The following is a 23,522-nucleotide window of genomic DNA, read 5'->3' as shown; positions in this document are numbered from 1 at the left end:
GTATAAGAGACAGATGACCGGACTGCCGGCCGCCCCGGTCGAGAAGGTCATCGTCACGTACAAGTCCAAGGCCGAAGAGGCCGGTTCCAACACGGCGGCCAAGAAGGACGCCGCCGCGAAGGGCGAGAAGACCGGCGAGAGCCTGTCGTTCGAGCGCCGCCTCGCCGGCGGCGCCGCCCTGGTCGACCTGGGCGGCGAGGCGTCCAAGAAGGACGTCAACGAGGTGATGGCCGCGTTCCGCGCCGACGCCTCGGTCGCGTCCGTGGAGCCCGACATCCGCGCCTACGCGATGGCGGTCACCCCGAACGACACCGACTACGCCAAGCAGTGGGACCTGTTCGAGACCACCGGCGGCATGAACGTCCCCGGCGCCTGGGACAAGACCACCGGCAGCGGCGTCACCGTCGCCGTCATCGACACCGGTTACGCCGCCCACACGGACCTGGCCGGCAACGTCGTCGCCGGGTACGACTTCATCTCCTCGTCCGCCGACGCCCGCGACGGCAACGGCCGCGACAACAACGCCAAGGACGAGGGCGACTGGAACGCCACCGACGGCGAGTGCGGCACCGGTTCCAAGGCGAGCAACTCCTCCTGGCACGGCACACACGTGGCCGGCACCATCGGCGCCACGACCCACAACACCAAGGGCATCGCGGGCATCGCGTACGACGCGAAGATCCAGCCCGTGCGCGTCCTCGGGAAGTGCGGCGGCTCCTCGGCGGACATCGCCGACGCCATCACCTGGGCGTCCGGCGGCAGCGTCCCGGGCGTCACCGCGAACGCCACCCCGGCCAAGGTCATCAACCTGAGCCTCGGCGGCGCCAGCGCCACCTGCCCGAGCGTCTACCAGACCGCGATCAACGGCGCCGTCTCGCGCGGCGCCACCGTGGTCGTGGCGGCCGGCAACAGCAACGCCAACGTCTCCGGCTTCACGCCCGCCAACTGCTCCGGCGTCATCAACGTGGCGTCCACCAGCCGCGAGGGCAACCGCTCGTTCTACTCGAACTTCGGCACCTCCATCGACGTCTCCGCGCCCGGCGGCGAGACCCGTCGCGCCACGGACACCCCCGGCACCGTCACCACCCCCGAGAACGGCATCCTCTCGACGCTGAACTCCGGCACCACCACGCAGTCCGCCGAGAACTACAAGCCCTACCAGGGCACTTCGATGGCCGCCCCGCACATCGCCGGCCTCGCCGCGCTGCTCAAGTCGGCCAAGAGCACCCTGACCCCGGCCGAGATCGAGTCCGCGATCAAGGCCAACGCCCGTCCGCTGCCCGGTACCTGCTCGGGCGGCTGCGGCACCGGCATCGCCGACACCGTCAAGACCGTGAACGCCGTCACCGGCACCACCACCCCCGGCGGCGCCACCTTCACCAACGCGGCGAACGTGACGATCAGCGACAACGCGACCGTCGCCTCCTCGCTCGCCGTCACCGGCCGCACCGGCAACGCCCCCGCCGCCCTCAAGGTCGACGTGGACATCAAGCACACCTGGCGCGGCGACCTGGTCGTCGACCTGGTGGCCCCGGACGGCACCGTGCGCAACCTGAAGGGCTCGTCGTCCTCGGACAGCGCCGACAACGTCATCACGACGTACACGGTCGACGCGTCCAGCGAGGTCGCCAACGGCACCTGGAAGCTCCAGGTGCGTGATGTGGCCTCCGGCGACACCGGATACATCGACAGCTGGAGTCTCACCTTCTGAGACGTTTGATACGTCACATCCACGCTGTTCTGGGGCGCGTCCACGGCTTGCCGCGGGCGCGCCCCGTCTGCTGCGCGTCCGCATGCCGGACAATCGGTCTGGACGGCGGCCGCCGACTTCGTATTCTCTGCTCGCACGGGCAGTGGGCCCGCGCGCACCGGAAGGCGGTGGTGGGTTCGTGACGTCGGCGGTGAACCGACCCGCGCCGGTCGGGCGGACTGAGCTCCTCACGCGGCTGGAACGCGTCCTGCACACCCGCGGCCGCGCCCTGCTCACCGGGCCCGCCGGAGTCGGCAAGACCGAGCTCGCCCTGGCCGCCGCCGCGCGCGCCGAGTCCAGGGGCGAGACGGTGATCTGGCTCGCCACGCTCCCCGCCGACCGCGACATGCCGGGCGCGGCCGCCGCCGCCCTGGTGGCGTCCGTCGCGGCCTGCGTCTCCTGGCCCGCGCCCGGCACGGCCCACAGCGGCCCCGGCGACCCCGCCGGACCGGGGGCGTACGACCTGCTCGATGGGCTGCCCGGCCCTCAGCGCACCGCCGTCGCCATGCTGTGCCGCGAGGCGGTCATCCCGGACGACGGATGGGACGCCATCGCCCTGCGGCTCGCCCTCGCCCAGATCCTGCGGACCGTCGCCGGGCACGGCCCCGTCCTGCTGGTCGTCGACGGGGTGCAGCGCGTCGACGACACCAGCGCCGACCTCATGCGCTTCGCCCTGCACCTGGCGCCGTCGGCGCTGCGGGTGCTCGCCGTCGAGACGCCGTCCCCGTACGACGGCGGCCCTCCCGGCGGCGCGGTCCCCCGCCCGGGCCCGGCCGGTCCTGAGCCGCTGTGGGTGCCCTCCGAGGCCGACGTCCTGTTCGTGCCGCCGCTGCACGCCGACGAGATCGCCGAGCTGCTCATCCACCACCGGCTGCCCTCCCGGATGGCCGGCCGCATCCACCGCGCCAGCGGCGGCAACCCCCGGCTCGCGCTGGCGGTCGGCCGCTCCCTCGCCGACGCGCGGACCCCGGTGCACCACGCCGAGGCGCTGTCCCTGTCGGGGCGGGCCCGCGACCTCGCCCGGCAGCTCCTGGGCGCCGCCTCGCCCGACGTGCGCTCCACGCTGCTGCTGGCGGCGTTGGCGCTGCGCCCGACCGCCTCGCTGATACGCCGGGCCGGCCGCCCCACCGCCGAGGCCGACCTCGCCGCCGCCGAGCGCGCGAACCTGATCTCCCTCGACGAGGACGGGACGGTCGGCTTCACCGCCGGCGTCCTGCCGTCGACGCTCGTGCACGACGCCTGCTGGACCGAGCGCAGCGCGGGTCACGCCGCGCTCGCCCGGGTCGTCGACGACCCCGTCGAGGAGGTACGCCACCGGGCCCTGGCCACGGACATCCCCGACGCGGACCTGGCCGCCGAGGTCGCCGCGGCCGCCGACCTCGCACGGCGCCGGGGCAACAGCGCGCTCGCCGCCGAACTCGCCCTGCTCGCCGCCGAGTCCACGCCCGTGGGCGACGGCGCCCGGCGGCTGGCCAGGCTGGTCGACGCCGCCGAGGAGGCCGCCCGCGCGGCCCGCGCCGACCTGGCCATGCGCGCGGCCACCGACCTGCTCGCCCGCGACGCCGCGCCGGCCGACCGGGTCCGCGCGCGGCTCGCGGTGCTGGACACGGCGGGCCAGGGGCTGTGCGACCTCGAAGAGATCTACGTCCACGCCATGGAGGACTCCGAGGGCGACACGGCGCTGCGCGCGGCCGTCCAGCTCCGGCTCGCCGTGAAGTACGTCCTGGCCGACGGCGATCCACTGCGTTCGCGGGCCGCAGCCGTCGAGTCCGCCGCGCTGGCCGGCTCGGTGGGCGACCGCAGGACCGCGGCGAGGGCCCTGACCGTACAGGCGCGCATGGACCGGGTCCTGGGCTCGCCGGACGCGGAGCGGGTGCTGGCAGAGGCGCGGGCCCTGGAGGTGTTCGAGCGTCCGCTGGGGATCCGCAACGCCGCGCAGATCCTGACGATCCGCCACGCCATGTTCGACGACCGGCTCACGGACGCCCGCGACCAGCTGAACGCGCTGCTCCCGCTGGTCGAGCGCCGCGGTCCGGTGGAGGACTCCATCGAGCTGTTCCGCACGCTCGCCGAGATCGACGCCCGCCAGGGCCAGTGCGCGGCGGCCCTCGCGCACGCCGGCCGGTCGCTCGCCCTGACGCTGGAGGCCGGTCTCTCGCCCGGGCCCGCCTGGTACGCCCTGGCCCTCGCGGAGACCGCGGGCGGCAGTTTCGAGCGCGCCGCGAGCTACGCCCGGCGCAGCGTCCGGGCCTCCGAGGAGGAGGGCGACCACGTCTTCCTCTCCCGCAGTCTGTACGCGCTCGGCCGGGTCCAGCTGATCAACGGAGACGTGGCGTCGGCGCTGGAGAGCCTGCGCCGGGTCCAGACCGGCGAGCGCGCCCAGTCGACCGTCGACCCGTCCATGCTGCGCTGGCACGAGGAGCTGGCCGAGGCGCTGCTGGCCAACGACGCCCCCGAGAAGGCCGCCGCCCTGCTCGACGCGGTGCGGCCGGTCGCCGAACGCCTCGGCCGTACGACGGTGCTCCTCGGCTGCGACCGGGCGTACGCGCTGTACCTCGCGGCGAGCGGCAAGGCGGACGAGGCGGCCGGTCTGCTGGCCCGCACGGCGGAGAGCTTCGGCGGGGCGGGGCTGCCGCTGGAGCGCGGCCGGGCGCTGGTCGCGCTCGCCCGCGTGGAGCGCCGCCGGCGCAGACGGTCGGCCGCCCAGAGCGCGCTGCACGCCGCCGCGGCGGTCTTCGAGCGGGCGGGCGCGGTCCCCTGGCTGGGGCTGACGACCGAGACGTCGTCCCGTACGGCCGAGGCCGCCCCGGCGGGCTCCGAGAGCCTGTCGGCCCTCACGGACGCGGAACTGCGCCTCGCGCAGCTGGTCGGCCAGGGCGCCAGCAACCAGGAGGCGGCGGCGAAGCTGTACCTGAGCGTGAAGACGGTCGAGGCCCGGCTGACCCGGATCTACCAGAAACTCGACGTCCGCTCGCGCGCCCAGCTGGCGACCGCCCTGACCGCCCGGCCCGGCCACCGGCCCGCGACCGCCGCGGCGGAGAGCCCGGCCGCCGGCTGACGCGAAGATGCGCACCACCGCAGCCGGGGAGCATCCTTGCTGTGTGACCTGGTACGGCGCGGCCGGGCCCGCACCGCCGAGCCAGAGCGGGGCGACCACCGGGAAACCGCACAGCGACGGCCGAGCCCCGGACGAACTCGCCCTGGTGCTCGCGCAAGCCTCGGTGCACGCGATCGAGTCCGCCGGCGGGTTCGCCGGCGGCGTCTACCTGCGTACGCGGACACCGGGACTGCTGCGTCTGGCGGTCCTGGGCGGGCTGCCCGGCGCGCTGTTCCGCCCCTGGTGGCGCATGCACGTGAACCGCCCGTTCCCGGTGGCGGAGGTGCACCGCACGGGGCAGCCCGTCCACCTCGCCGACGCCGAGGAGGCCATGCGCCGGTTCCCGCAGCTGATGGCCGGGCTGCCGTTCCCGTTCGGCTCCCTGTACGTTCCGGTCGCCGACGGCCGGGAGAAGTTCGGTGTGCTGGTGGTGCTGCGCGCGGCGGCCAAGGGCTCGCCCGTCGACGACACCGACCGCCACCGCATGCGGCAGGCCGGGGACCGCCTCGCCGCCGCTCTGGCCGGGCTCAGCGCCGCCGGGAAGGCCGTCGAGTGGGAGGGCGAGCCGGCCTGCGTCCATCTGCCGTCCGTCACCACACCGCCGGTGCGGATCGGCAACTTCGACTGGGACCTGGACGCCGGTACGGTGTCGGCCGACGACGAGCTGTGCGCCATCCTCGGCACCTCCCCGGCGGCCTTCCCCGGCACGATCGAAGCGCTGGCGGCGCGGATGGCGCCCGAGGACGCGTACGGGCTGTGGGCCGTCGCCCGCCACGTGGCGAGCTCGGGCGCCCCGGCGTCGCGCAGGATGCGGCTGCGGGGCCCCGACGGACGCCCGCACCTGCTGGAACTCACCGCCCGTGCCCGCCCGCCCGGCGGCGGCCCCGGCGGCCACCTGAGGGGCGTCCTGGTGGACTTCGGCACCGGCCCGGTCGTCGAGGAGGCGACCGACCGGCTTCCGAACGCCGTCCTCTCGCTCGACCGGGTCGGGCGGATCACCTATCTGAACCGCGGCGCGGAGACGCTGTTCGGCCACGCGCGGTCCCAGCTGATCGGCCGTGTGCTGTGGGAGGCGCTGCCGTGGTTCGGCCACCCGGCGTACGAGGAGCACTTCCGGGCCGCGCTGCTGTCCGACGAGGACGTCCACTTCACGGCCCGCGACGCCCCCGGCCCCGAGGAGTGGCTGTCGGTCTCCCTGTTCCCGGGCCACGACGGCCTGACGGCCGCCTTCGCCCCGGCCGACCGGCCCGCGTACGCGCCGGGGTCCGTCACCCGGCCGGGCACCGGTCTTGGCTCCCCGGCCGACCGCGCGTCGGCGCTGTACCGCCCCGTCGCCCTGGCCATCGCGCTGACCGAGGCGGTCACCGCGCGCCAGGTGTCCGCCGTGGTCACCGACGAGCTGCTGCCCGCGTTCGGCGGCCGCCAGTTGGCGATCTACCTGCTGAACGAGAGGCACCTCTACCTGGCCTGGGAGACGGGTTTCCCGCAGGGCTTCCTCGACCGCTTCGACGGCGTGGCGCTCGACGCCCGGCTGCCCGGCGTGGAGACGCTCACCACGGGCCGCCCCCTGTTCTTCGAGTCCATGGAGCACCTGGCCACCGCGTACCCCGGCATCCCGATGGACTCCCACATCGGCGCCAGGGCCTTCCTGCCGCTGATCGCCTCCGGGCGCCCCGTCGGCTCGTGCATCCTCGGCTTCGACGAGCCGCGCGGCTTCAGCCCCGAGGAGCGCACGGTCCTCACCGCTCTGGCCGGTCTCATCGCCCAGGCCCTCCAGCGGGCCCAGCGCTACGACTCCGAGGCCGCGCTGGCCCGCGGCCTGCAGGACGCCCTGCTGCCGCACCGGCTGCCCGTCGTGGAGAACGTCGACACCGTCGCCCGGTACCTGCCCGGCACCCAGGGCATGGAGGTGGGAGGCGACTGGTACGACGTGGTCGGCACGGACAACGGGCTCGCCCTGGTGATCGGCGACGTCCAGGGGCACGGTGTCGCCGCGGCCGCCACGATGGGCCAGTTGCGCAGCGCCGTGCGGGCGTTCGCCCTGGCCGGCCAGGACCCCCGGGAGGTGATGCGGGACACCAACCGCCTGCTCATCGACATCGATCCGGGCCAGTTCGCGAGCTGCTGCTACATCGTCCTCGACCCCGGGTCCGGGGTCGCGCAGGCCGTACGGGCCGGGCACCCGCAGCCGCTGCTGCGCCACCCCGACGGCACGGCGGAGGTGCTGGACCTGGCCGGCGGCATCGTGCTGGGTGTGGACGCGGAGGCGTCGTACCCGGTCACCGAACTGCGGCTGGAGCCGGGCGCCGTCCTGGCCCTCTTCACGGACGGGCTGGTGGAGCAGGCGGGCATCGACATCGACCTGGGCATCGAGCATCTGCGCGCCACCCTCTCCGCCATCGGCTCGGCGTCGCTCGCCGAGACGGCGGACCGCCTGATCAAGGAGGCCAGGCAGGCCGCCGACCGGCCCGACGACATCGCGCTCCTGCTCGCCGCCCTCTGGTCGCGACCGACGGGACGGGTGCCATGAGCGCGCTCTACCCGGCCGGGGACATCGGCTTCCGCGGCCCCCTCGACGTCTCGCGCGCGGGCACCGTGGTGCTGGACACCGACGGCACGGTCGTCGGCTGGAGTCCGGCGGCGCGCAGGCTGCTGGGACACGCACCGCAGGACGTGCTGGGCCGGCCCGTGGACGCGCTCGTGGTCGGCGGTGACGGCGACGCGGACCCCGCGCGGGGACAGGAGGAAGGCCGTACGGACCAGGGCTCCCCGGCCGCCGGCACGGCCGTGATGGACCTCCTGGCCCCTGACCCGCCGGACGCGGCGCCCGTCCGCCGCCGGGTGCTGCGGATGCGCCACCGCGACGGCCGTGTCGTCCGCGTGGCCGCGGCCACCCTCCCGCTGTCCCCCGCCGGCACGGGACCCGCCAGGCTGCTGGCGATGGCCGACGCCGAGGAGGCCGAGCAGTGGGAGGCGCTCCAGTCGATGCTGCGCGGCCTCGCCACCCAGTCGCCGGTGGGCCTGGCGATCTACGACACCGATCTTCGCGTGGTGTGGACGAACGCCGCCCTCTACCGGGAGATGGGGGCCTCGCAGTACGCCGGACGGGGCCCGGACGAGATGGTGGCCGAGGGGGAGATCCTGTCCGACCGGTATCCGCCGACCCTGGAGGAGACGATGCGGCGGGTGATGGCCACCGGCGAGCCCGTCATCGGCCTCCACTACCGAGGCCGCCCGCCGTTCGACCCGGGGCGCGACCACGTCTGGTCCTGTTCGTACTACTGGCTGCGCGACGCCACCGGGTCCTCGCTCGGGGTGTGCGAGGAGACGACGGACGTCACCGACCGCTACCAGGCGCAGCAGCGCCTGGACCTGCTGGTGCGGGCCGGCGGGCAGGTGGGCACGACCCTGGACATGGCGCGTACGGCGCGGGAGTTGTCGGAGGTCACGGCCCCCCGCTTCGCCGACGCGGTGACGCTCGACCTCCTGGAGGCGGTCCTGGACGGCGACCAGCCCGCCGCCGGCGCCGAGGGGGGCGACGTGATCCGGGTGTGGAGTCCGCACCTCGGGGCGGCCGCCCTGGACCGGCCCGAGGACCGGCAGCGGATCGACTACCCGCCCGGTTCCCCCCAGGCCCGGTGCCTGGCCTCGGGCTGCTCGGTGCACGAGCGCCCGGACACAGCGGACACAGCGGACACGGCAGACGCACCGGCACCAGCAGACACAGCGGACGTGTCGGACGACGCGCGGAGCGCGGACGACGCCGACGGGCAGCCCCGCGCCCGGCTCGCGGTGCCGCTGCGCGCCGAAGGCGCCACGCTGGGCGTCGTCACGTTCGAACGGCAGCGCCGCCGCGACCCGTTCGACGCCGGCGAACTGGCCGTGGCCGACGAGCTCGTCGCCCGGACCGCCGTGAGCATCGACAACGCGCGCCGCTACACCCGCGAGCACACCGCCGCCCTCATGCTCCAGCACAGCCTGCTGCCGCAGAACCTCCCGGAGCTGTCCGGCGTGGACCTGGCGTACCGCTATCTGCCCGCGGACAACAAGGCCGGGGTCGGCGGCGACTGGTTCGACGTCATCCCCCTGTCGGGCACCCGGGTGGGCCTCGTCGTGGGGGACGTGGTCGGGCACGGGCTGCGGGCCGCCGCCACCATGGGCCGGCTGCGCACGAGCGTACGGGCGCTCGCCCGGCTGGACTTCGCCCCCGACGAACTCCTCGCGCGCCTGGACGACCTGGTCACGCAGGCGGCCAACGACGGGGCCGTCCCGGTCGACGGCCATACGATGCCGTACGACGAGGCACAGGGCGTGACGTGCCTGTACGCCGTGTACGACCCGGTGTCCGGCCGGTGCGCGATGGCCAGGGCGGGCCACCCCGCCCCCGCCGTGGTCGACCCCGCGACCGGCGCCGTCACCTTCCCCGACCTGCCCGCCGGCCCGCCGCTCGGCCTGGGCGGCCTGCCCTTCGAGACGGCGGAGCTGAGCCTGCCGGAAGGCAGCGTCCTCGCCCTGTTCACCGACGGTCTCGTGCAGAGTCGCGAGCGGGGCCTCGACGAGCAGCTCGACCGGCTCGGCTCCGTCCTCACCGAGCACGCGCGCCCGCTGGACGAGCTGTGCGACCGGGCGGTCGCGACGCTGCTGCCCGGTTCGGTGGACGACGACGTCGCGCTGCTGCTCGTGCGCACGCACACCCTGGGCCGCGACCAGGTGGCCGGGTGGGAGCTGACGGCCGATCCGGAGGCGGTCTCCTTCGCACGCGCCGTCGCGACGAAGAAGGTCGGCGAGTGGGAGCTGGAGGAGCTGTCGTTCACCACCGAGCTGGTGGTCAGCGAGCTGGTCACGAACGCCGTGCGGTACGCCTCGGCCGGACCCATCCAGCTGCGGCTCATCCGCGACCGGACTCTGATCTGCGAGGTCTCCGACAGCGGTCACACGTCACCGAACCTGCGCCGCGCCCGGAGCGACGACGAGGGCGGCCGGGGCCTGTTCCTCGTCGCACGGATGACCCAGCAGTGGGGCACCCGCTACACCCCCACCGGCAAGACCATCTGGGCCGAACAGCCGCTCGAACCGCAGGAGCTGGACCTGGACGCGTGGGACGACGACCTGTGAGCCGCACGCAGGCCCGCCACTTGACCCGCCGCCCGGCCTGCCACGCGGGCCCTCGCCCATGGCCCCGCCCGGCCGGGAAAACCGAAAAGGCCGCGTCGGATCTCTCCGACACGGCCTTCGACCCGCGTAAACGCTGGTCGGGACGACAGGATTTGAACCTGCGACCCCTTGACCCCCAGTCAAGTGCGCTACCAAGCTGCGCCACGTCCCGGTGCCCGCCTGACCTGGGGTTTCCCCTGGCTGGGCGCGCAACAGAACCATACCTCACTCTGTGCGTGCTCCCGACTGCGGTGACAATGGGCGGATGGACGACAGGGAACGGGACAGGAGGGACCGCGACCCCGAGGGCCGGGCGCGCAACGCGCGGCCGCGCGACGGGCTGGGCAGGCCGCTGCCGTACGGGGCCGAGGGCGTGGCGCGGCAGCCGGAGGGCGTGGAACGCACCGGGGACGAGACGGTGTACGAGGCGCAGCGGCTGCTGGACGCCGGTATGCCGTTCCACGCGCACGAGGTCTTCGAGGACGCCTGGAAGTCCGGCCCGGAGGCGGAACGCGCCCTGTGGCGCGGCCTGGCCCAGCTTGCCGTCGGCCTCACCCACGCGGCGCGGGGCAACAGGAGCGGCGCTGCGACGCTACTCCGGCGCGGGGCGGCCGGCCTCGCCGCGTACGGCGAAGCCCGCCCGTACGGGATCGCCGTCGACGAGCTCACCGCGTGGGCGACGGAGCTGGCCGGGCGGGTGGAGCGGCAGCGGGAGCCCGTGCCGGCGGCCGGATGCGCTCCGCGCCTGCGCGGGCGGGCCGGGGCCGCCGGACCGGATGCGGCAGACTCCGTCCGGTGAGAAAGATTCATGTCATAGGCATCGGCGCGGGCGACCCGGACCATCTGACGATCCAGGCCGTCAAAGCGCTCAACACGGTCGACGTCTTCTTCCTCCTCGACAAGGGCGAGGAGAAGTCCGACCTGATACGGCTGCGGCACGAGATCCTCGACCGTCACATCGCGGACGGGCGGAGCTACCGGCTGGTGGAGGGACGCGACCCGGACCGCGACCGCCGCGCCGGGGGCGCCGACTACTCCCCCGCGGTCGGCGACTGGCGCAGCCGGCGCGCCGACGTCTTCGAGGCGATGATCACCGGCGAGCTGGGCGAGGACGAGACCGGCGCGTTCCTCGTGTGGGGCGATCCGGCGCTGTACGACAGCACCCTCGGCATCCTGGAGGAGATCCTGGAGCGCGGGAAGGTGGCCTTCGACTACGACGTCGTCCCCGGCGTCAGCAGCGTCTCCGCGCTGGTCGCCCGGCATCGCACCGGCCTGAACCGGGTCGCGAAGCCGGTCCAGATCACGACGGGCCGGCGGCTCGCGGAGGGCTGGCCCGAGGGCACGGACGACGTGGTGGTGATGCTCGACGCGCACCAGGTCTTCCAGCGGTACGCCGAGGAGGACCCGTACATCTACTGGGGCGCCTACATCGGGACGGCCGACGAGATCCTCGTCTCCGGCAGGCTCTCCGAGGTGGCGGACCGGATCCTGCGGCTGCGCGCCGAGGCCCGCGCCCGCAAGGGCTGGATCATGGACACGTACCTGCTGCGCCGGGGCTGAGGCACCCGAGCCGCTCCAGCTCCGCGACCGCCCCGGCCACGTCCGGGACGGTGTGCGCCCCGGGCGGCGCGGGCGGCCGGCGTACGACGACGACCGGCAGGGCGAGGTCGCGGGCGGCGGTGAGTTTGGCGGCGGTGGCGGGGCCGCCGCTGTCCTTGGTCACGAGCACGTCGGCGGCGAACGTCCGCAGCACCCGCGTCTCCCCCTCGACGGTGTACGGCCCGCGGTCCAGCAGCAGCCGGGTACGGCGCGGCAGCGGCGGCTGGGGGGCCTCCACGGACCGGACGAGGAAGTCGAGCCCGTCCAGGCCGGCGAAGGCGGCCAGGCCGAGCCTGCCGGTGGTCAGGAAGACCCGGCGGCCGAGCCCCGGCAGCAGCGCCGCCGCGCCGTCCAGGTCGTCGGCGTGGTGCCAGCGGTCGCCCGGTCCCGGCTGCCAGCCGGGGCGGCGCAGCGCGACCAGCGGGACTCCGGCCGCGGCCGTCGCCGCCGCCGCGTTCGTGCTGATCACGGCGGCGAACGGGTGCGTCGCGTCGACCACGGCGGTGACCCGGTGCTCGGTCAGCCAGGCCGCCATCGGCCCCGGACCGCCGAAGCCTCCGACGCGAATCCCGCCTTCAGGCATCCTTGGTTGTGTCACCCGTCCCGCGAGTGAGGTCGTGACCCGCAGGAGGGGGACCGGGGCCAGTGTCCGCGCGAGCTGCCTGGCTTCCGTCGTACCGCCGAGTATCAGTGCGTGGGCAGTGCCGGTGATCATGCCGTCACGCTACCGGAGGGGCCCCGAGCGGGCCGTTTCGGGAAAGTGGTTCAGGTCACTCCATTCAAGGCGTAACGAAATGGCGCGAGCGTGCGATGAACCCACAGGTGTCGTCGCGCTGCCCCTTACGTCATGCGACCTCGCCCCGTCATCATTTTTGCTACGAGAGGCTCCTCGTGTCGGTCAGTCCGTCCCGCCCGTTCCCACAGGAGATTGCGGAATCCCCTTCCCTGGTCGCGCTCATCGAGCGTGGCAAGGAGCAGGGTCACATCAACGGCGACGACGTACGCCACGCCTTCGAGGCGGACAGCATTCCCGCGGACCAGCTCAAGCGGGTGCTGCGCAGCCTCAACCAGGTCCTCGACGAAGAGGGCGTGACGCTGATGGTCACGGCGCCCAAGGCTCCGGCCAAGGCGCCGGTCAAGCGTGCCCGCAAGGCCGTCGCGCGTGACGAGGAGAAGCGTCCGGCCGTCAAGAAGGCCGCGGTGAAGAAGACCGTCAAGAAGACCGCTTCGGCGACGTCTCAGGCGGCTCCCGCGTCAATATCGGTAATGGACTCCGCCGCCGAGGCCGAGGCTCCGGCGGCCCCGGCGAAGCGCGCCGCGAAGAAGACGACCGCGAAGAAGACCGCCGCCAAGAAGGCCGCCGCGGCCCCCGAGGAGCCGCAGGGCGACGCCTGGGCCGACGAGTCGGCCGCCCCAGACGAGGCCGACGAGAAGCCGGCCAAGCAGCCGCAGCAGGGTGACGGCTACGTCCTGTCCGACGAGGACGAGGACGACGCGCCCGCGCAGCAGGTCATGGTCGCCGGCGCCACCGCCGACCCGGTCAAGGACTACCTGAAGCTGATCGGCAAGGTCCCCCTCCTCAACGCCGAGCAGGAGGTGGAGCTCGCCAAGCGCATCGAGGCCGGTCTCTTCTCCGAGCACAAGCTGGAGGACGAGGACGAGCAGGACCCGGTCTTCCGGCGCGAGCTGGAGATCCTGGTCGAGGACGGCCGCCGCGCCAAGAACCACCTGCTGGAGGCCAACCTCCGCCTGGTGGTCTCGCTGGCCAAGCGCTACACCGGCCGCGGCATGCTCTTCCTGGACCTGATCCAGGAGGGCAACGTCGGTCTGATCCGCGCGGTGGAGAAGTTCGACTACACCAAGGGCTTCAAGTTCTCGACGTACGCCACCTGGTGGATCCGGCAGGCGATCACCCGCGCGATGGCCGACCAGGCCCGCACCATCCGCATCCCGGTGCACATGGTCGAGGTCATCAACAAGCTGGCCCGCGTCCAGCGCCAGATGCTCCAGGACCTGGGCCGCGAGCCCACCCCGGAGGAGCTGGCCAAGGAACTCGACATGACCCCCGAGAAGGTCATCGAGGTCCAGAAGTACGGCCGCGAGCCCATCTCGCTGCACACCCCGCTGGGCGAGGAGGGTGACAGCGAGTTCGGTGACCTGATCGAGGACTCCGAGGCGGTCGTGCCGGCCGACGCGGTCTCCTTCACCTTCCTCCAGGAGCAGCTGCACTCGGTGCTGGACACCCTCTCGGAGCGCGAGGCGGGTGTCGTGTCCATGCGCTTCGGTCTGGCGGACGGGCAGCCGAAGACGCTGGACGAGATCGGCAAGGTCTACGGCGTGACGCGTGAGCGCATCCGCCAGATCGAGTCGAAGACGATGTCCAAGCTGCGCCACCCGTCGCGCTCGCAGGTGCTGCGCGACTACCTCGACTAGGAGGTCCGGGACCCAGGGTCCCCGCACACCGGCTTCGGCGCCTCGGGCAGATCATTCGCCCGTGGCGCCGAGCCGCGTTCCGGGTCAGTTCCGGCGGGCGCCGGTTCGGCGGCCCGCGCTTTCGGGGTTCAGGGGATCAGGAAGGCGTCGGTCGCCACCGCCGCCGCCAGGCCCGCGCCCAGCAGCCAGGTCGCCAGGCGGGTGCGCCCGCGCCGGCTGAGCTCGATCACGCCCCCGCACAGGATCAGCGCCAGCCCGTACACCCCGACGACCAGGACCGACGACCGGCTCGCGAGCCGCACCGCCAGGACCGCCGCCACCGCCACCATCAGGACCGAGGCGGCGGCGACGCGCAGACGCCTGGCCTGACGGGGCGTGAGGCCGCCGCTCCGCGCGTCGGTGGGTTCGGTCACGGCCTGTTCCTGATCAGAAGCGCTCATGAGTTCGGATCGTAATCGGTCGTACCGGCCACCGGAACGCGGCGCCGCAACCCGTCCCCACGCCCCAGGACACCCGTGCGATAGGTTTTGCCTCTCCTTGACCACGATCGACTTCACGCGCGGAGACTGCAGACCCATGGAAGACATCGTCAACGGACTTGGCCGCTCCGCCGCCTACGGCGCTCTGGGCGTGGTGCTGCTGACGCTCGGCATATTCCTGGTGGACGCCCTGACGCCCGGCAAGCTCGGCCGGCAGATCTGGGAGCAGCGCAACCGCAACGCGGCGCTGCTGCTGAGCTCCGCGCTGCTGGGCATCGGCGGGATCGTGTTCACCTCGATCTGGACGACGTACACCGACTTCGGCAAGGGCCTCGTGTCGACCGCCGTGTTCGGGGTGCTGGGGCTCGTGATGATGGCGGTGGCGTTCTGGGTCGTCGACCTCGTGACCCCGGGCAAGCTGGGCGAGACGCTGGTCCAGGACGAGCCGCACCCGGCGGTGTGGGTGTCCGCCTCGTGCAACGTCGCCGTGGCGGCGATCATTTCGGCGTCCATCGCCTGAGGCGGGGCGCGACGCGCCCCTCACCTCGTCCGGCTCAGGCCGCTTCCGCTGTCGCGGAAGCGGCCTTTGTGCGTACACAGGGCCCAAACGTCACCCGTTCGGTTACTCCTTGCGCACGTGCATGAGCCCAGTGTGCAAAATTGGCGAGTCTAAACCCGCCGGGTGGGCCCGTGCAGAGGGTTACGTGAATATGCCGTCGCACTGATCCGATCTGGCTAAGCTCGCTCGAAGCGCGCCGAGTTGCTATGAAATCACGCACTTGTTCGCAAGTGTCCGGACAGCTCGAAAACATCCCGAATCGACCGCCAGAGGGTTTACATGGTTCGCGTTGAATCGCCTCCAACTGACCGAAAATCCCCCTTCTTTCGCGCGCTCGTGCCACCCGTCCTCCTGATGGCCGCGGCCACCGCCGTCGCGTACGTCGTCGTTCCGGACGCCTCCCGGATACCGGTCGTCTGCTTCGGCGCGCTGGCGACCGTGGTGGTGACGGCCGTCGCCGCCGAAGTCGTGCGCCGCGGACGGGCGATGGACGCCCTGCGCGCGGAGTACGGGCAGCGCCTGGCCCTCCTCGACCAGCGCGTCACCGGCCACGACCGGCAGACCCTGCGGCTCAGCAACGAGCTGCTCCCGGCCACCATCCGCCGCCTGCGGCAGGGCCAGTCGCCCGCCGAGGTGATGCGGGACATGGTGGACGCGGACCCGACGTACCGCGATCTCCCCGAACCGGAGCGCGCCCTGGTGCGCTCGGTCCTCGAAATCGTCGACAACGAGGAGGCGATGCGCGACTCCGCGCAGCGCGCCTTCGTCAACATCGCGCGCCGCGTGCAGGCCATCGTCCACCAGCAGTCCAGCGAACTGCGGCTGATGGAGGAGGACCACGGGCGCAACCCCGCCGTCTTCGACGACCTGCTGCGCCTGGACCACGGCACCTCGCTGATCGGCCGCCTCGCCGACTCCATCGCCGTACTCGGCGGTGGCCGCCCCGGACGCCAATGGCCCGAGCCCGTACCGCTGTTCAGCGTGCTGCGCGGCGCCATGTCCCGGATCCTGGAGTACCAGCGGGTCGATCTGCACTCGATCGCCAAGGTCGCCATCATCGGCACGGCCGTCGAACCGCTCATCCACGCCTGCGCGGAACTCCTCGACAACGCCACGCGCTACTCGCCTCCGCAGACCCGGGTGCACGTCACCGCGGTGGAGGTGCAGACCGGCATCGCCATCGAGATCGAGGACGGCGGCGTCAGCCTCAGCGAGGAGGCCAGGGGCCGGGCCGAGCGCATGCTGGCGCAGGCCCAGGCGGGCATCGACCTCAACGACCTCGGTGAGACGCCGCGGCTCGGCATGGCCGTGGTCGGCCGGCTCTCCCAGATGTACGACCTGAAGGTCTCGCTGCGGCAGTCCGCGTACGGCGGCGTCCGCGCGGTGCTCATCGTCCCGCGCGGCGTGATCACCACCGGACCCGCGCCCGGCATCGCCCACGGCATCGGCGCCACCGCCGTCCCCCGGCAGGGCCCGTCCGGCCTGTCCGCGGCGGAGGAGGCACGCGTCCCGCGGCGCAAGCCGCGGCCGGCCGCCCAGCCGAAGCCGCCGGTGCGCGTGCCGGTCGCACGGGAGGAGGACGTTCCCGAGGTGACCGAATGGACGGCGCAGGGGCTTCCGCAGCGCCGCAGCCGGGGCCGGGCGCCGCTCGGTTCGCACAACCTGCCGCCGGAGCAGCGCCCGGGGGCGCTCAACGGCCGCACCAACGGCCACGCCGGCGGCGCGGCCAAGGAGGAGCCGGAGCCGGGGCTCTGGCTCGAAGCCTTCACCAAGGGGTTCAACGGCACGGCGCCGGACCCGTCGGCCGATGACGAACCTGATGATGCGTTGGACAAGGGAGATCTCAAGTGATCCAGCAACGGGCGAACTTCGACTGGATGCTCAAGGAGCTGGCCGACGGGGTGCCGCAGGTCCAGCAGATCGTCGTCCTGTCCGCGGACGGCCTGCGCATCGCCCGGCACGGCGGCGACCCCGACGCCGCCGACCGGCTCGCGGCCGCCTGCGCGGGGCTGCAGAGCCTCGCCGCCGCCGTCGCCACGGAAATCCCGTACAGCGAGGGCAAGATGCGCCTCGTCGTCATTGAAGTGGACGGCGGTCTCTTCTATCTGATGGCTGCCGGAACGGGCGCGTACCTCGCGGTGCTCGCCGACGACACGGTCGACGCCGGCCTCATGGGAGCCCGTATGCGTGACCTCGTCATCCGGATCGGAGCCCATCTGACGAGCCCTCCGCGCCATGACGGGCGAACCGTATGAGTCCGCCCCGACGAGAACGGCGACAACCGGAGACGGAGGAGCCGCAGGACCCGGAACGGCTGTACGTCCTGACCGGCGGCCCGGACGGTGCCGAACGGGCTCCGCTCGACCTCGTCACCATGGTTGTCTCCCGCACCGAACCGACGCCGACGGTCCAGCCCGAGCAGGCCGCCATCCTGCGGCTGTGCCAGGCGCCGTTGTCCGTGGCCGAGATCTCGGCGTACCTCAGCCTGCCCTTCAGCGTGGTGACGGCCCTACTGACCGATCTCCTCGCCACCGACCTGGTCGAATCGCGGGCGCCGATCGTCCGCGCGGCGCTGCCGGACCGGTCCCTCCTCGAAGCGGTGATGCATGGACTTCAGAAGCTCTGACACGATCACCGGCCCGCGCAGCGAGGACGTTCTGCCCACCACGGCCACGGCCGCGGTGAAGATCGTCATCGTGGGCGGGTTCGGCGTGGGCAAGACCACGATGGTGGGCTCGGTGAGCGAGATCCGTCCGCTGACCACCGAGGAGACGATGACCGAGGCCGGGGTCGGCGTCGACGACAACCTGGAGGGCAAGACCGCCACCACCGTCGCGATGGACTTCGGCCGGATCAGCATCAGCGACGAGCTGATCCTCTATCTGTTCGGCACACCGGGCCAGGAGCGCTTCTGGTTCCTGTGGAACGGCCTCTTCGAGGGCGCTCTGGGCGCGGTCGTGCTGATCGACACCCGCCGCCTCGAAGTCAGCTTCGACGTGATCGGGCGCCTGGAGGAGCGCGGCGTGCCGTTCGTCGTCGCGATCAACACGTTCCCCGACGCGCCGCGGCACCCCGTCGACGCCCTGCGCACCGCGCTCGACCTGCCCCCGGAAGTGCCGATAGTGGACTGCGACGCGCGAGGGCGCGGGTCCTGCCGCGACGTGCTGCTGACGCTGATGCGCTATCTGCACGCCCTGTCCCTGCAACCGCCGGCCTGACCGCCCCGATCGCCCGATCACTGGAGTGACCGTGACCACCCCCTTCCACCATCTACCCGGAGCGGACGACGGGGCCCTTCCGCCCCCGGGATGCCCGGCCCACGCCATCACCGGAACGGGCCCGGGCGGCCTGCGCCGGCTGTACGGACCGGAACACGAGAGCGACCCGATGGCCGTGTACGAGAAGCTGCGCGCCGAACACGGCCCGGTGGCCCCCGTGCTGCTCAACGACGACGTACCGGCCTGGCTGGTCCTCGGCCACACCGAGAACCTGCACATGACCCGCACCCCGTCGCAGTTCTCCCGCGACTCGCGCCGCTGGCGCCTGGTCGCGGACGGCACCGTCCCCCCGGACCATTCGCTGGCTCCCATCTTCACCTGGCAGCCCATCTGCGTCTTCGCGGACGGCGGGGACCACGAGCGGCTGCGCGGCGCGGTCACCGACAGCATCGCGCGCATCGACACCCGGGGCGTACGCCGCCACATCAACCGGTACAGCAACCGGCTCGTCAACAGCTTCTGCCAGGACGGCAAGGCCGATCTGGTGGGCCGGTTCGCCGAGCACCTGCCGATGATGGTGATGTGCCAGATCCTCGGCATGGCCGAGGAGTACAACGAGCGGATGGTGCAGTCCGCCCGCGACATGATCAAGGGCACGGCGACGGCGAACGCCAGCAACGCCTACGTGATGGGCGTGCTGAGCCGGCACGTGGCCAGGCGCCGGGTGGCGCCCCAGGAGGACTTCACGACCTGGCTCGTGGAGCATCCGGCCGGGCTCACCGACGACGAGGTCAGCCAGCACCTGCGGCTGGTGCTGATCGCGGCGTACGAGACGACCGCGAACCTCATCGCCAACGTCCTGCGCATGGTGCTCACCGATCCGCGCTTCCGCGCCCAGCTCAGCGGCGGGCACATGACGCTGCCCGAGGCCGTCGAGCAGACGCTGTGGGACGAGCCGCCGTTCACCACGATCCTCGGCCGCTGGGCCGTCGGCGACACCGAGTTCGGCGGCCAGCAGATCAAGAAGGGCGACGCCCTGATCGTCGGCATCGCCGCCGCCAACGTCGACCCGGTGGTACGCCCCGACCCGCACGCCTCGATGCAGGGCAACCGCGCCCATCTCGCCTTCAGCGGCGGGCCGCACGAGTGCCCCGGGCAGGACATCGGGCGCGCCATCGCCGACACCGGCATCGACGCGCTGCTGATGCGGCTTCCGGATCTGCAACTCTCGGTCGCGGAGGAGGAGTTGAGGTACCGCAGCGCGCTCATGTCGCGGCACCTCATCGAGCTCCCGGTGAAGTTCGCCGCACGGCCGCCCGAGGTCGACGCGGGCCACCTCACCACGGCCTCGCGCACGACGCCGCAGCCCCGCTGGCGGGTCGACTCGCCGGCACCGGTCGCGGCGAGCGCACCGCAGCCGGCCCGGGTGCCGGGCCCGGCCCCGGAGTCCGCGTCCGTACCGCTTCCCGGCACGGCACGGACACCGGTCATGATTCCGGCTCAGCGCAGGCCGGTGGCACCCAAGCGGCTGTGGCAGGCGGTCACCCGCTGGTGGCGCGGTTACTGACCGCCAGCTGGTCCCACCACCAGGAGATCGTCGGGAGGGGAAGCGGCTCGAAGCTGTCGTCGGCGGGACGCTGCTTCCACCACCCGTCGTCCGCCGGGCCCTCCGGGGCGGACGGCACGCTGTAACGGGGGCAGGTGGAGGCCCAGTCGAGGTGCCCCCGGACGAACTGGCCTAGCCCCTGCACGTACCGGCGCAGACCGCCCTCCGCGTCCCTCAGCACCTGGTCGCGCAGGCGCAGGAAGAGCACCATGACGCGATCCCGCATCGCCACGGCCTCCTGGAGTGCGTGGTGCGGGTCGCAGTCGAGTTCCTGGCACAGCACGTCGACCAGGTTGAGGTTGTCGTCGGCCCGCAGGAGCTCCTTGTTGCGGGAGTAGAGGTCGTTGTCCCAGCTGACCAGCGTCCAGGTGATCTCGGTGAGGGCCCGTACGCGCGGGTCCTCCAGGTCGTGGTCGGGAACGGAGTGTCCGGCGACGATCTCGATCATCGCGGTCGAGGGGGCCATGCCTATGGCCCTCATCCACAGCGTCACATAGTCGTTGAGAGAGGGCAGGTCCGGGTTGCGCCGCCAGGCCGCCTCCCACACCAGTCCCGAGGTGTAGACGCGCATGGCGTCGGTCCAGCGGCGGAGCTGCCGGCGGGAGGCGTACCGCTCCAGTTCCAGTCGCAGGGAGCGCAGCGCCGCCGCGTGCGGCGACTCGTCCGGCTGCTGGACGGTCGGGGCCTCGATGGCCCGCATGATCCGGGACGTCTCCTGCGCGAGCGTGTCCGCGGTGACGTACGCCTCGTCGCACACGCCGTCGTCGAGCGAGAAGAGCACGGCGTGGAACCTGGCCATCAGGGTGAGCGGTTCCAGTTGCCCGTACGGCATGGTGGACGCCGTGAGACCGCCGAAGTCGCAGAGCGCGAGGCGCCGGCGCTGATGATCGTCCGTGTCGAGGCTCTGCTGGAGCATCCAGCGCACCGTCATGTCGTTGAGTACCTCGGCCGACGGATGAACGGCGGGCGGCACCGGGCAGTAGAAGGGCGCCCTCGGTAACTGCCGGCCCAGTCGACTTGGCGAGATTACGTTCATGTTCGGCCTCCTGTTGAGTGCCCCGCGTGCGCTGGGGCGTATATGCCCATGTCCGACCAGCAATAACAATGCAACTGGCCGATGCCTAAACCAAGTTGATCGCAAGTTGCCCAAAGTTGCAGAAGTCCGCTTTCACCGCTGTGCCGGGGGTTCTCACGGGTTATGACGCCGACTGACGCATCAGTCAGTACCTCATCACTCGACCTGTCGCGGTCTCGCGCAAGGGCACATGCGTTGAGCCCGTTGCGGTCCTCTCAACGCACGGGTACGGTGGCCGACCATGCGTCCGGATCCCGCAAGTCGAGTCGGCGACTCCGACGGTGAGGTCGCGGCGCGCGTGCGTCGGGTGATCGACACCGCGGGTGTGAGCCAGCGCGAGTTCGCCCGACGGATCGTCATGGAACCGTCGAAACTGTCCCGTTCGCTCAGCGGAACGCGCCGGTTCACAGTGGCCGAATTGGCACGTATCGCCGATACCGCCGACATGGACGCGGCCTGGCTTCTGGGGACCCGTACCGAGGCCGCCGCGAGGCCCTCCGCCGTACGACGCGACCGCGCCTCGGCCGCCAGCGCTCCCGCGGGCGGCAGGCCGCTCCAGATCGTCCGGGAGACCGTGCGGCTCATCGCGGAACGCGGCTTCCACGCGGTACGGGTCGCCGACATCGCCGAGGCCTGCGCCACCAGCACCGCCGCCATCCACTACCACTTCCCGGGCCGCGACGAACTGCTGGAAGCGGCCGTGCGCTGGTGCGTGGACGAGGACTCCGCCCACCGCGCGGCCCACATCGCCGACGCGGAGGACGCGGCGGAGGCACTGCGCCGGCTCATCGAGCTCCGGACGCCGTACACCCGCCACCGGCGATGGCAGTGGGGCGTCTGGCTCGACCTGTGGGCGGAGGCGGCCCGCTGCACCGCCGTTGGCCGGCTGCACACCGCGTACCACCACCAGTGGCGCGCCCTGGTCGCCGACGTCCTGCGACGCGGCGTCGAGCAGGGCGTGTTCCGCCCCACGACGGACCCGGACGCCGACGCGCTGCGGCTGACCGCGCTGATCGACGGGCTGGCCGCGCAGGTCCTGGCCGCCGCACCGGGTGCCGGGCCCGGCACGAGCCCCGACGCCATGCGGACGGCGCTGCTCGCCTACGTGGACGCCACCTTGGCCGTACCGGGGCCCTGCCCCAAGGGCTGAACGCCGCCTCCCCTACACCAGCCCGCGCGGCCCTATGCCCCCGGGCCCGGATCGGGCCTGACCGGCTCCAGGATGCCCGCACGGGCGGCTTCGAGCTGGGCGGCGAACGCGACGCCCAGGAACAGGGCGATCCCGGTGAGGTTCGCCCAGAGCATCAGGGCGACGAAAGCGGTGAGCGGACCGTAGACCGCGCCGAAGGAACCGCTCTTGGCGACGTACAGGGCGAGCAGCCAGGTCGCCGCGACCCACAGCACCAGGTGGACGGCGGAGCCGACGGCGAGCCAGGTGTAGCCCGGCTGGTCGCGGCGGGGCGCCCAGCGGAAGATCACCGCGGACGCCAGCAGGGCGAGCAGCACCCCCACCGGGACCTGCAGGGGCCCCCACAGGCCGAGCAGGGACTCGGGCCACCCCAGCGCCTCGACCAGCGAATCCCCCACGGCCTCTCCGGCGACGAGTGCCAGGAAGCCGAGCACCATCGGCATGCCGGCCCCAAGGGCCAGCAGGAGGCTCCGCCCGTACTTCGCGTGGAAGGGCCGGTCTCGCTCGATCCCGTAGATCCGGTTGCTGCCCCGCTCGATCTGCCCCATGGCCGAGGTGAGGTTGAGTACGGCGAAGCCGAGCCCGAGCCACATCGCGACGGCGATCGACGTACTGCCGCCGGCGCTGCGCCGGGTGTCCGCCAGGGCCTCTTCCACCAGCTCGTTGCTCGCACCCGGCACGATGTGGCCGAGCGTCAGCTCCACGACCCGCCCCACGCTGTCGGTGTGCACACTCGCGGCGACGCCCACCAGCGCGATGGCGAAGGGCACTATGCCGAGCACCACCTGGAAGGCCAGCGAACGCGCGTGGCTGAAGCCGTCCGCGTACCGGAAGCGAGCGAAGGCGTCGAGGAACAGCTTGCGCCCCCCGTAGTGCCGCAGAGCGGTCAGGGCTTCGTCGCCGGAGAGCTCCTCCCCGATCATGTCCCGAGTCTGGGGGACATGCACCACAGTTCCCATCGAACGCCCGCTTCCTTCAAATGTTCCGTACGCGAAAGAGAATACGGTCCCCGAACGCAAAAAAGCCCCGGCCCCTGGACATAAGTCCAGGGGCCGGGGCATAAAATTTGTTCGGCGGCGTCCTACTCTCCCACAGGGTCCCCCCTGCAGTACCATCGGCGCTGAAAGGCTTAGCTTCCGGGTTCGGAATGTAACCGGGCGTTTCCCTAACGCTATGACCACCGAAACACTATGAAGATATCGAACCGGAGTTGGCACAGTTCGTTACTTCAGAACTAACACAGTGGACGCGAGCAACTGAGGACAAGCCCTCGGCCTATTAGTACCAGTCAGCTCCACCCGTTGCCGGGCTTCCACATCTGGCCTATCAACCCAGTCGTCTACTGGGAGCCTTAACCCCTCAA

General features: G+C 72.4%; 18 protein-coding genes, 1 tRNA gene and 2 rRNA genes. 14 read left to right on the top strand and 7 right to left on the bottom strand.

Translation table 11 applies throughout. The features are described from left to right. The 4 genes from E2E34_RS13330 to E2E34_RS13315 form a co-directional block, all read left to right on the top strand. Positions 1-1,711: S8 family peptidase (locus tag E2E34_RS13330; protein WP_244315713.1), on the top strand; the 1,711-nt coding region annotated here is incomplete at its 5' end. A gap of 178 nt (positions 1,712-1,889) precedes the next feature. Next, on the top strand, positions 1,890-4,808 hold the full coding sequence (locus E2E34_RS13325) for a helix-turn-helix transcriptional regulator (RefSeq protein WP_244315711.1): 2,919 nt from the start codon (positions 1,890-1,892) through the stop codon (positions 4,806-4,808). A gap of 7 nt (positions 4,809-4,815) precedes the next feature. Further along, a complete protein-coding gene (locus E2E34_RS13320) occupies positions 4,816-7,377 on the top strand; it encodes a SpoIIE family protein phosphatase (protein WP_138902115.1) in 2,562 nt (853 codons plus the stop codon). Next, positions 7,374-9,962, top strand: coding sequence for a SpoIIE family protein phosphatase (locus E2E34_RS13315; RefSeq protein ID WP_138902114.1), 2,589 nt, complete (start codon positions 7,374-7,376; stop codon positions 9,960-9,962). The genes E2E34_RS13320 and E2E34_RS13315 overlap by 4 nt, the downstream gene beginning before the upstream one ends. Positions 9,963-10,096: 134 nt before the next feature. Here the strand turns inward: E2E34_RS13315 and E2E34_RS13310 are convergent. Beyond that, positions 10,097-10,173 (bottom strand) — tRNA-Pro (locus tag E2E34_RS13310). A gap of 93 nt (positions 10,174-10,266) precedes the next feature. Here E2E34_RS13310 and E2E34_RS13305 point away from each other — a divergent pair. Then, positions 10,267-10,800 (top strand): DUF309 domain-containing protein, encoded by a 534-nt coding sequence (locus E2E34_RS13305; RefSeq protein WP_138902113.1) that lies wholly within the window; start codon positions 10,267-10,269, stop codon positions 10,798-10,800. Then, complete coding sequence (gene cobF, locus E2E34_RS13300; RefSeq protein WP_208765226.1) at positions 10,797-11,561, top strand: precorrin-6A synthase (deacetylating); 765 nt, start codon at positions 10,797-10,799, stop codon at positions 11,559-11,561. Before E2E34_RS13305 ends, cobF begins: the two co-directional genes overlap by 4 nt. Here cobF and E2E34_RS13295 read toward each other — a convergent pair. Beyond that, complete coding sequence (locus E2E34_RS13295) at positions 11,530-12,315, bottom strand: cobalt-precorrin-6A reductase (protein WP_138902111.1); 786 nt, start codon at positions 12,313-12,315, stop codon at positions 11,530-11,532. The genes cobF and E2E34_RS13295 overlap by 32 nt on opposite strands. Before the next feature lie 176 nt (positions 12,316-12,491). On the opposite strand from E2E34_RS13295, the gene E2E34_RS36420 reads away from it, so the two are divergent. Further along, positions 12,492-14,033: an RNA polymerase sigma factor gene (locus E2E34_RS36420; protein ID WP_138895189.1), complete on the top strand. Its 1,542-nt coding sequence runs from the start codon at positions 12,492-12,494 to the stop codon at positions 14,031-14,033. 128 nt (positions 14,034-14,161) lie between these two features. Here the strand turns inward: E2E34_RS36420 and E2E34_RS13285 are convergent, their stop codons facing one another. Next, the gene (locus E2E34_RS13285; protein ID WP_138902110.1) at positions 14,162-14,473 is read right to left on the bottom strand and encodes a hypothetical protein; all 312 of its coding nucleotides are present in this window, start codon (positions 14,471-14,473) and stop codon (positions 14,162-14,164) included. A gap of 136 nt (positions 14,474-14,609) precedes the next feature. Here E2E34_RS13285 and E2E34_RS13280 point away from each other — a divergent pair, with 136 nt between their 5' ends. The 6 genes from E2E34_RS13280 to E2E34_RS13255 all read left to right on the top strand — a co-directional run bounded on the left by E2E34_RS13280 (position 14,610) and on the right by E2E34_RS13255 (position 19,856). After that, positions 14,610-15,032, top strand: a complete 423-nt coding sequence (locus E2E34_RS13280) for a DUF350 domain-containing protein (RefSeq protein ID WP_138902109.1) — start codon at positions 14,610-14,612, stop codon at positions 15,030-15,032. A gap of 318 nt (positions 15,033-15,350) precedes the next feature. Next, entirely contained in the window at positions 15,351-16,922 is a 1,572-nt protein-coding gene (locus E2E34_RS13275) for an ATP-binding protein (protein ID WP_138902108.1), read from the top strand. Further along, entirely contained in the window at positions 16,919-17,326 is a 408-nt protein-coding gene (locus tag E2E34_RS13270; protein ID WP_138902107.1) for a roadblock/LC7 domain-containing protein, read from the top strand. The genes E2E34_RS13275 and E2E34_RS13270 overlap by 4 nt, the downstream gene beginning before the upstream one ends. Continuing rightward, positions 17,323-17,697, top strand: a complete 375-nt coding sequence (locus E2E34_RS13265; RefSeq protein ID WP_138902106.1) for a DUF742 domain-containing protein — start codon at positions 17,323-17,325, stop codon at positions 17,695-17,697. The genes E2E34_RS13270 and E2E34_RS13265 overlap by 4 nt, the downstream gene beginning before the upstream one ends. Further along, the gene (locus E2E34_RS13260) at positions 17,678-18,289 is read left to right on the top strand and encodes a GTP-binding protein (protein WP_138902105.1); all 612 of its coding nucleotides are present in this window, start codon (positions 17,678-17,680) and stop codon (positions 18,287-18,289) included. Before E2E34_RS13265 ends, E2E34_RS13260 begins: the two co-directional genes overlap by 20 nt. Positions 18,290-18,320: 31 nt before the next feature. Next, the gene (locus E2E34_RS13255) at positions 18,321-19,856 is read left to right on the top strand and encodes a cytochrome P450 (RefSeq protein WP_138902104.1); all 1,536 of its coding nucleotides are present in this window, start codon (positions 18,321-18,323) and stop codon (positions 19,854-19,856) included. Here E2E34_RS13255 and E2E34_RS13250 read toward each other — a convergent pair. After that, positions 19,831-20,931: a terpene synthase family protein gene (locus E2E34_RS13250; RefSeq protein WP_138902103.1), complete on the bottom strand. Its 1,101-nt coding sequence runs from the start codon at positions 20,929-20,931 to the stop codon at positions 19,831-19,833. The genes E2E34_RS13255 and E2E34_RS13250 overlap by 26 nt on opposite strands. A 280-nt stretch (positions 20,932-21,211) precedes the next feature. On the opposite strand from E2E34_RS13250, the gene E2E34_RS13245 reads away from it, so the two are divergent. Continuing rightward, positions 21,212-22,120: a TetR/AcrR family transcriptional regulator gene (locus E2E34_RS13245; protein ID WP_138902102.1), complete on the top strand. Its 909-nt coding sequence runs from the start codon at positions 21,212-21,214 to the stop codon at positions 22,118-22,120. Positions 22,121-22,152: 32 nt separating this feature from the next. On the opposite strand, the gene E2E34_RS13240 is transcribed toward E2E34_RS13245, so the two are convergent. From E2E34_RS13240 to E2E34_RS13230, 3 genes are all read right to left on the bottom strand, one after another. Beyond that, the gene (locus tag E2E34_RS13240) at positions 22,153-23,118 is read right to left on the bottom strand and encodes a YihY/virulence factor BrkB family protein (protein ID WP_138902101.1); all 966 of its coding nucleotides are present in this window, start codon (positions 23,116-23,118) and stop codon (positions 22,153-22,155) included. Positions 23,119-23,227: 109 nt separating this feature from the next. Then, positions 23,228-23,344: ribosomal RNA gene (gene rrf, locus E2E34_RS13235) — 5S ribosomal RNA — on the bottom strand. 73 nt (positions 23,345-23,417) lie between these two features. Then, a 23S ribosomal RNA gene (locus E2E34_RS13230) occupies positions 23,418-23,522 on the bottom strand; the annotation flags it as partial.

Source organism: Streptomyces albidochromogenes, assembly GCF_005981925.1.
In the GTDB taxonomy this organism is placed as follows: Bacteria; Actinomycetota; Actinomycetes; order Streptomycetales; family Streptomycetaceae; genus Streptomyces; species Streptomyces albidochromogenes.
Note: the sequence above shows the minus strand (reverse complement) of the source record. Positions and strands in the feature narration are given on the sequence as shown.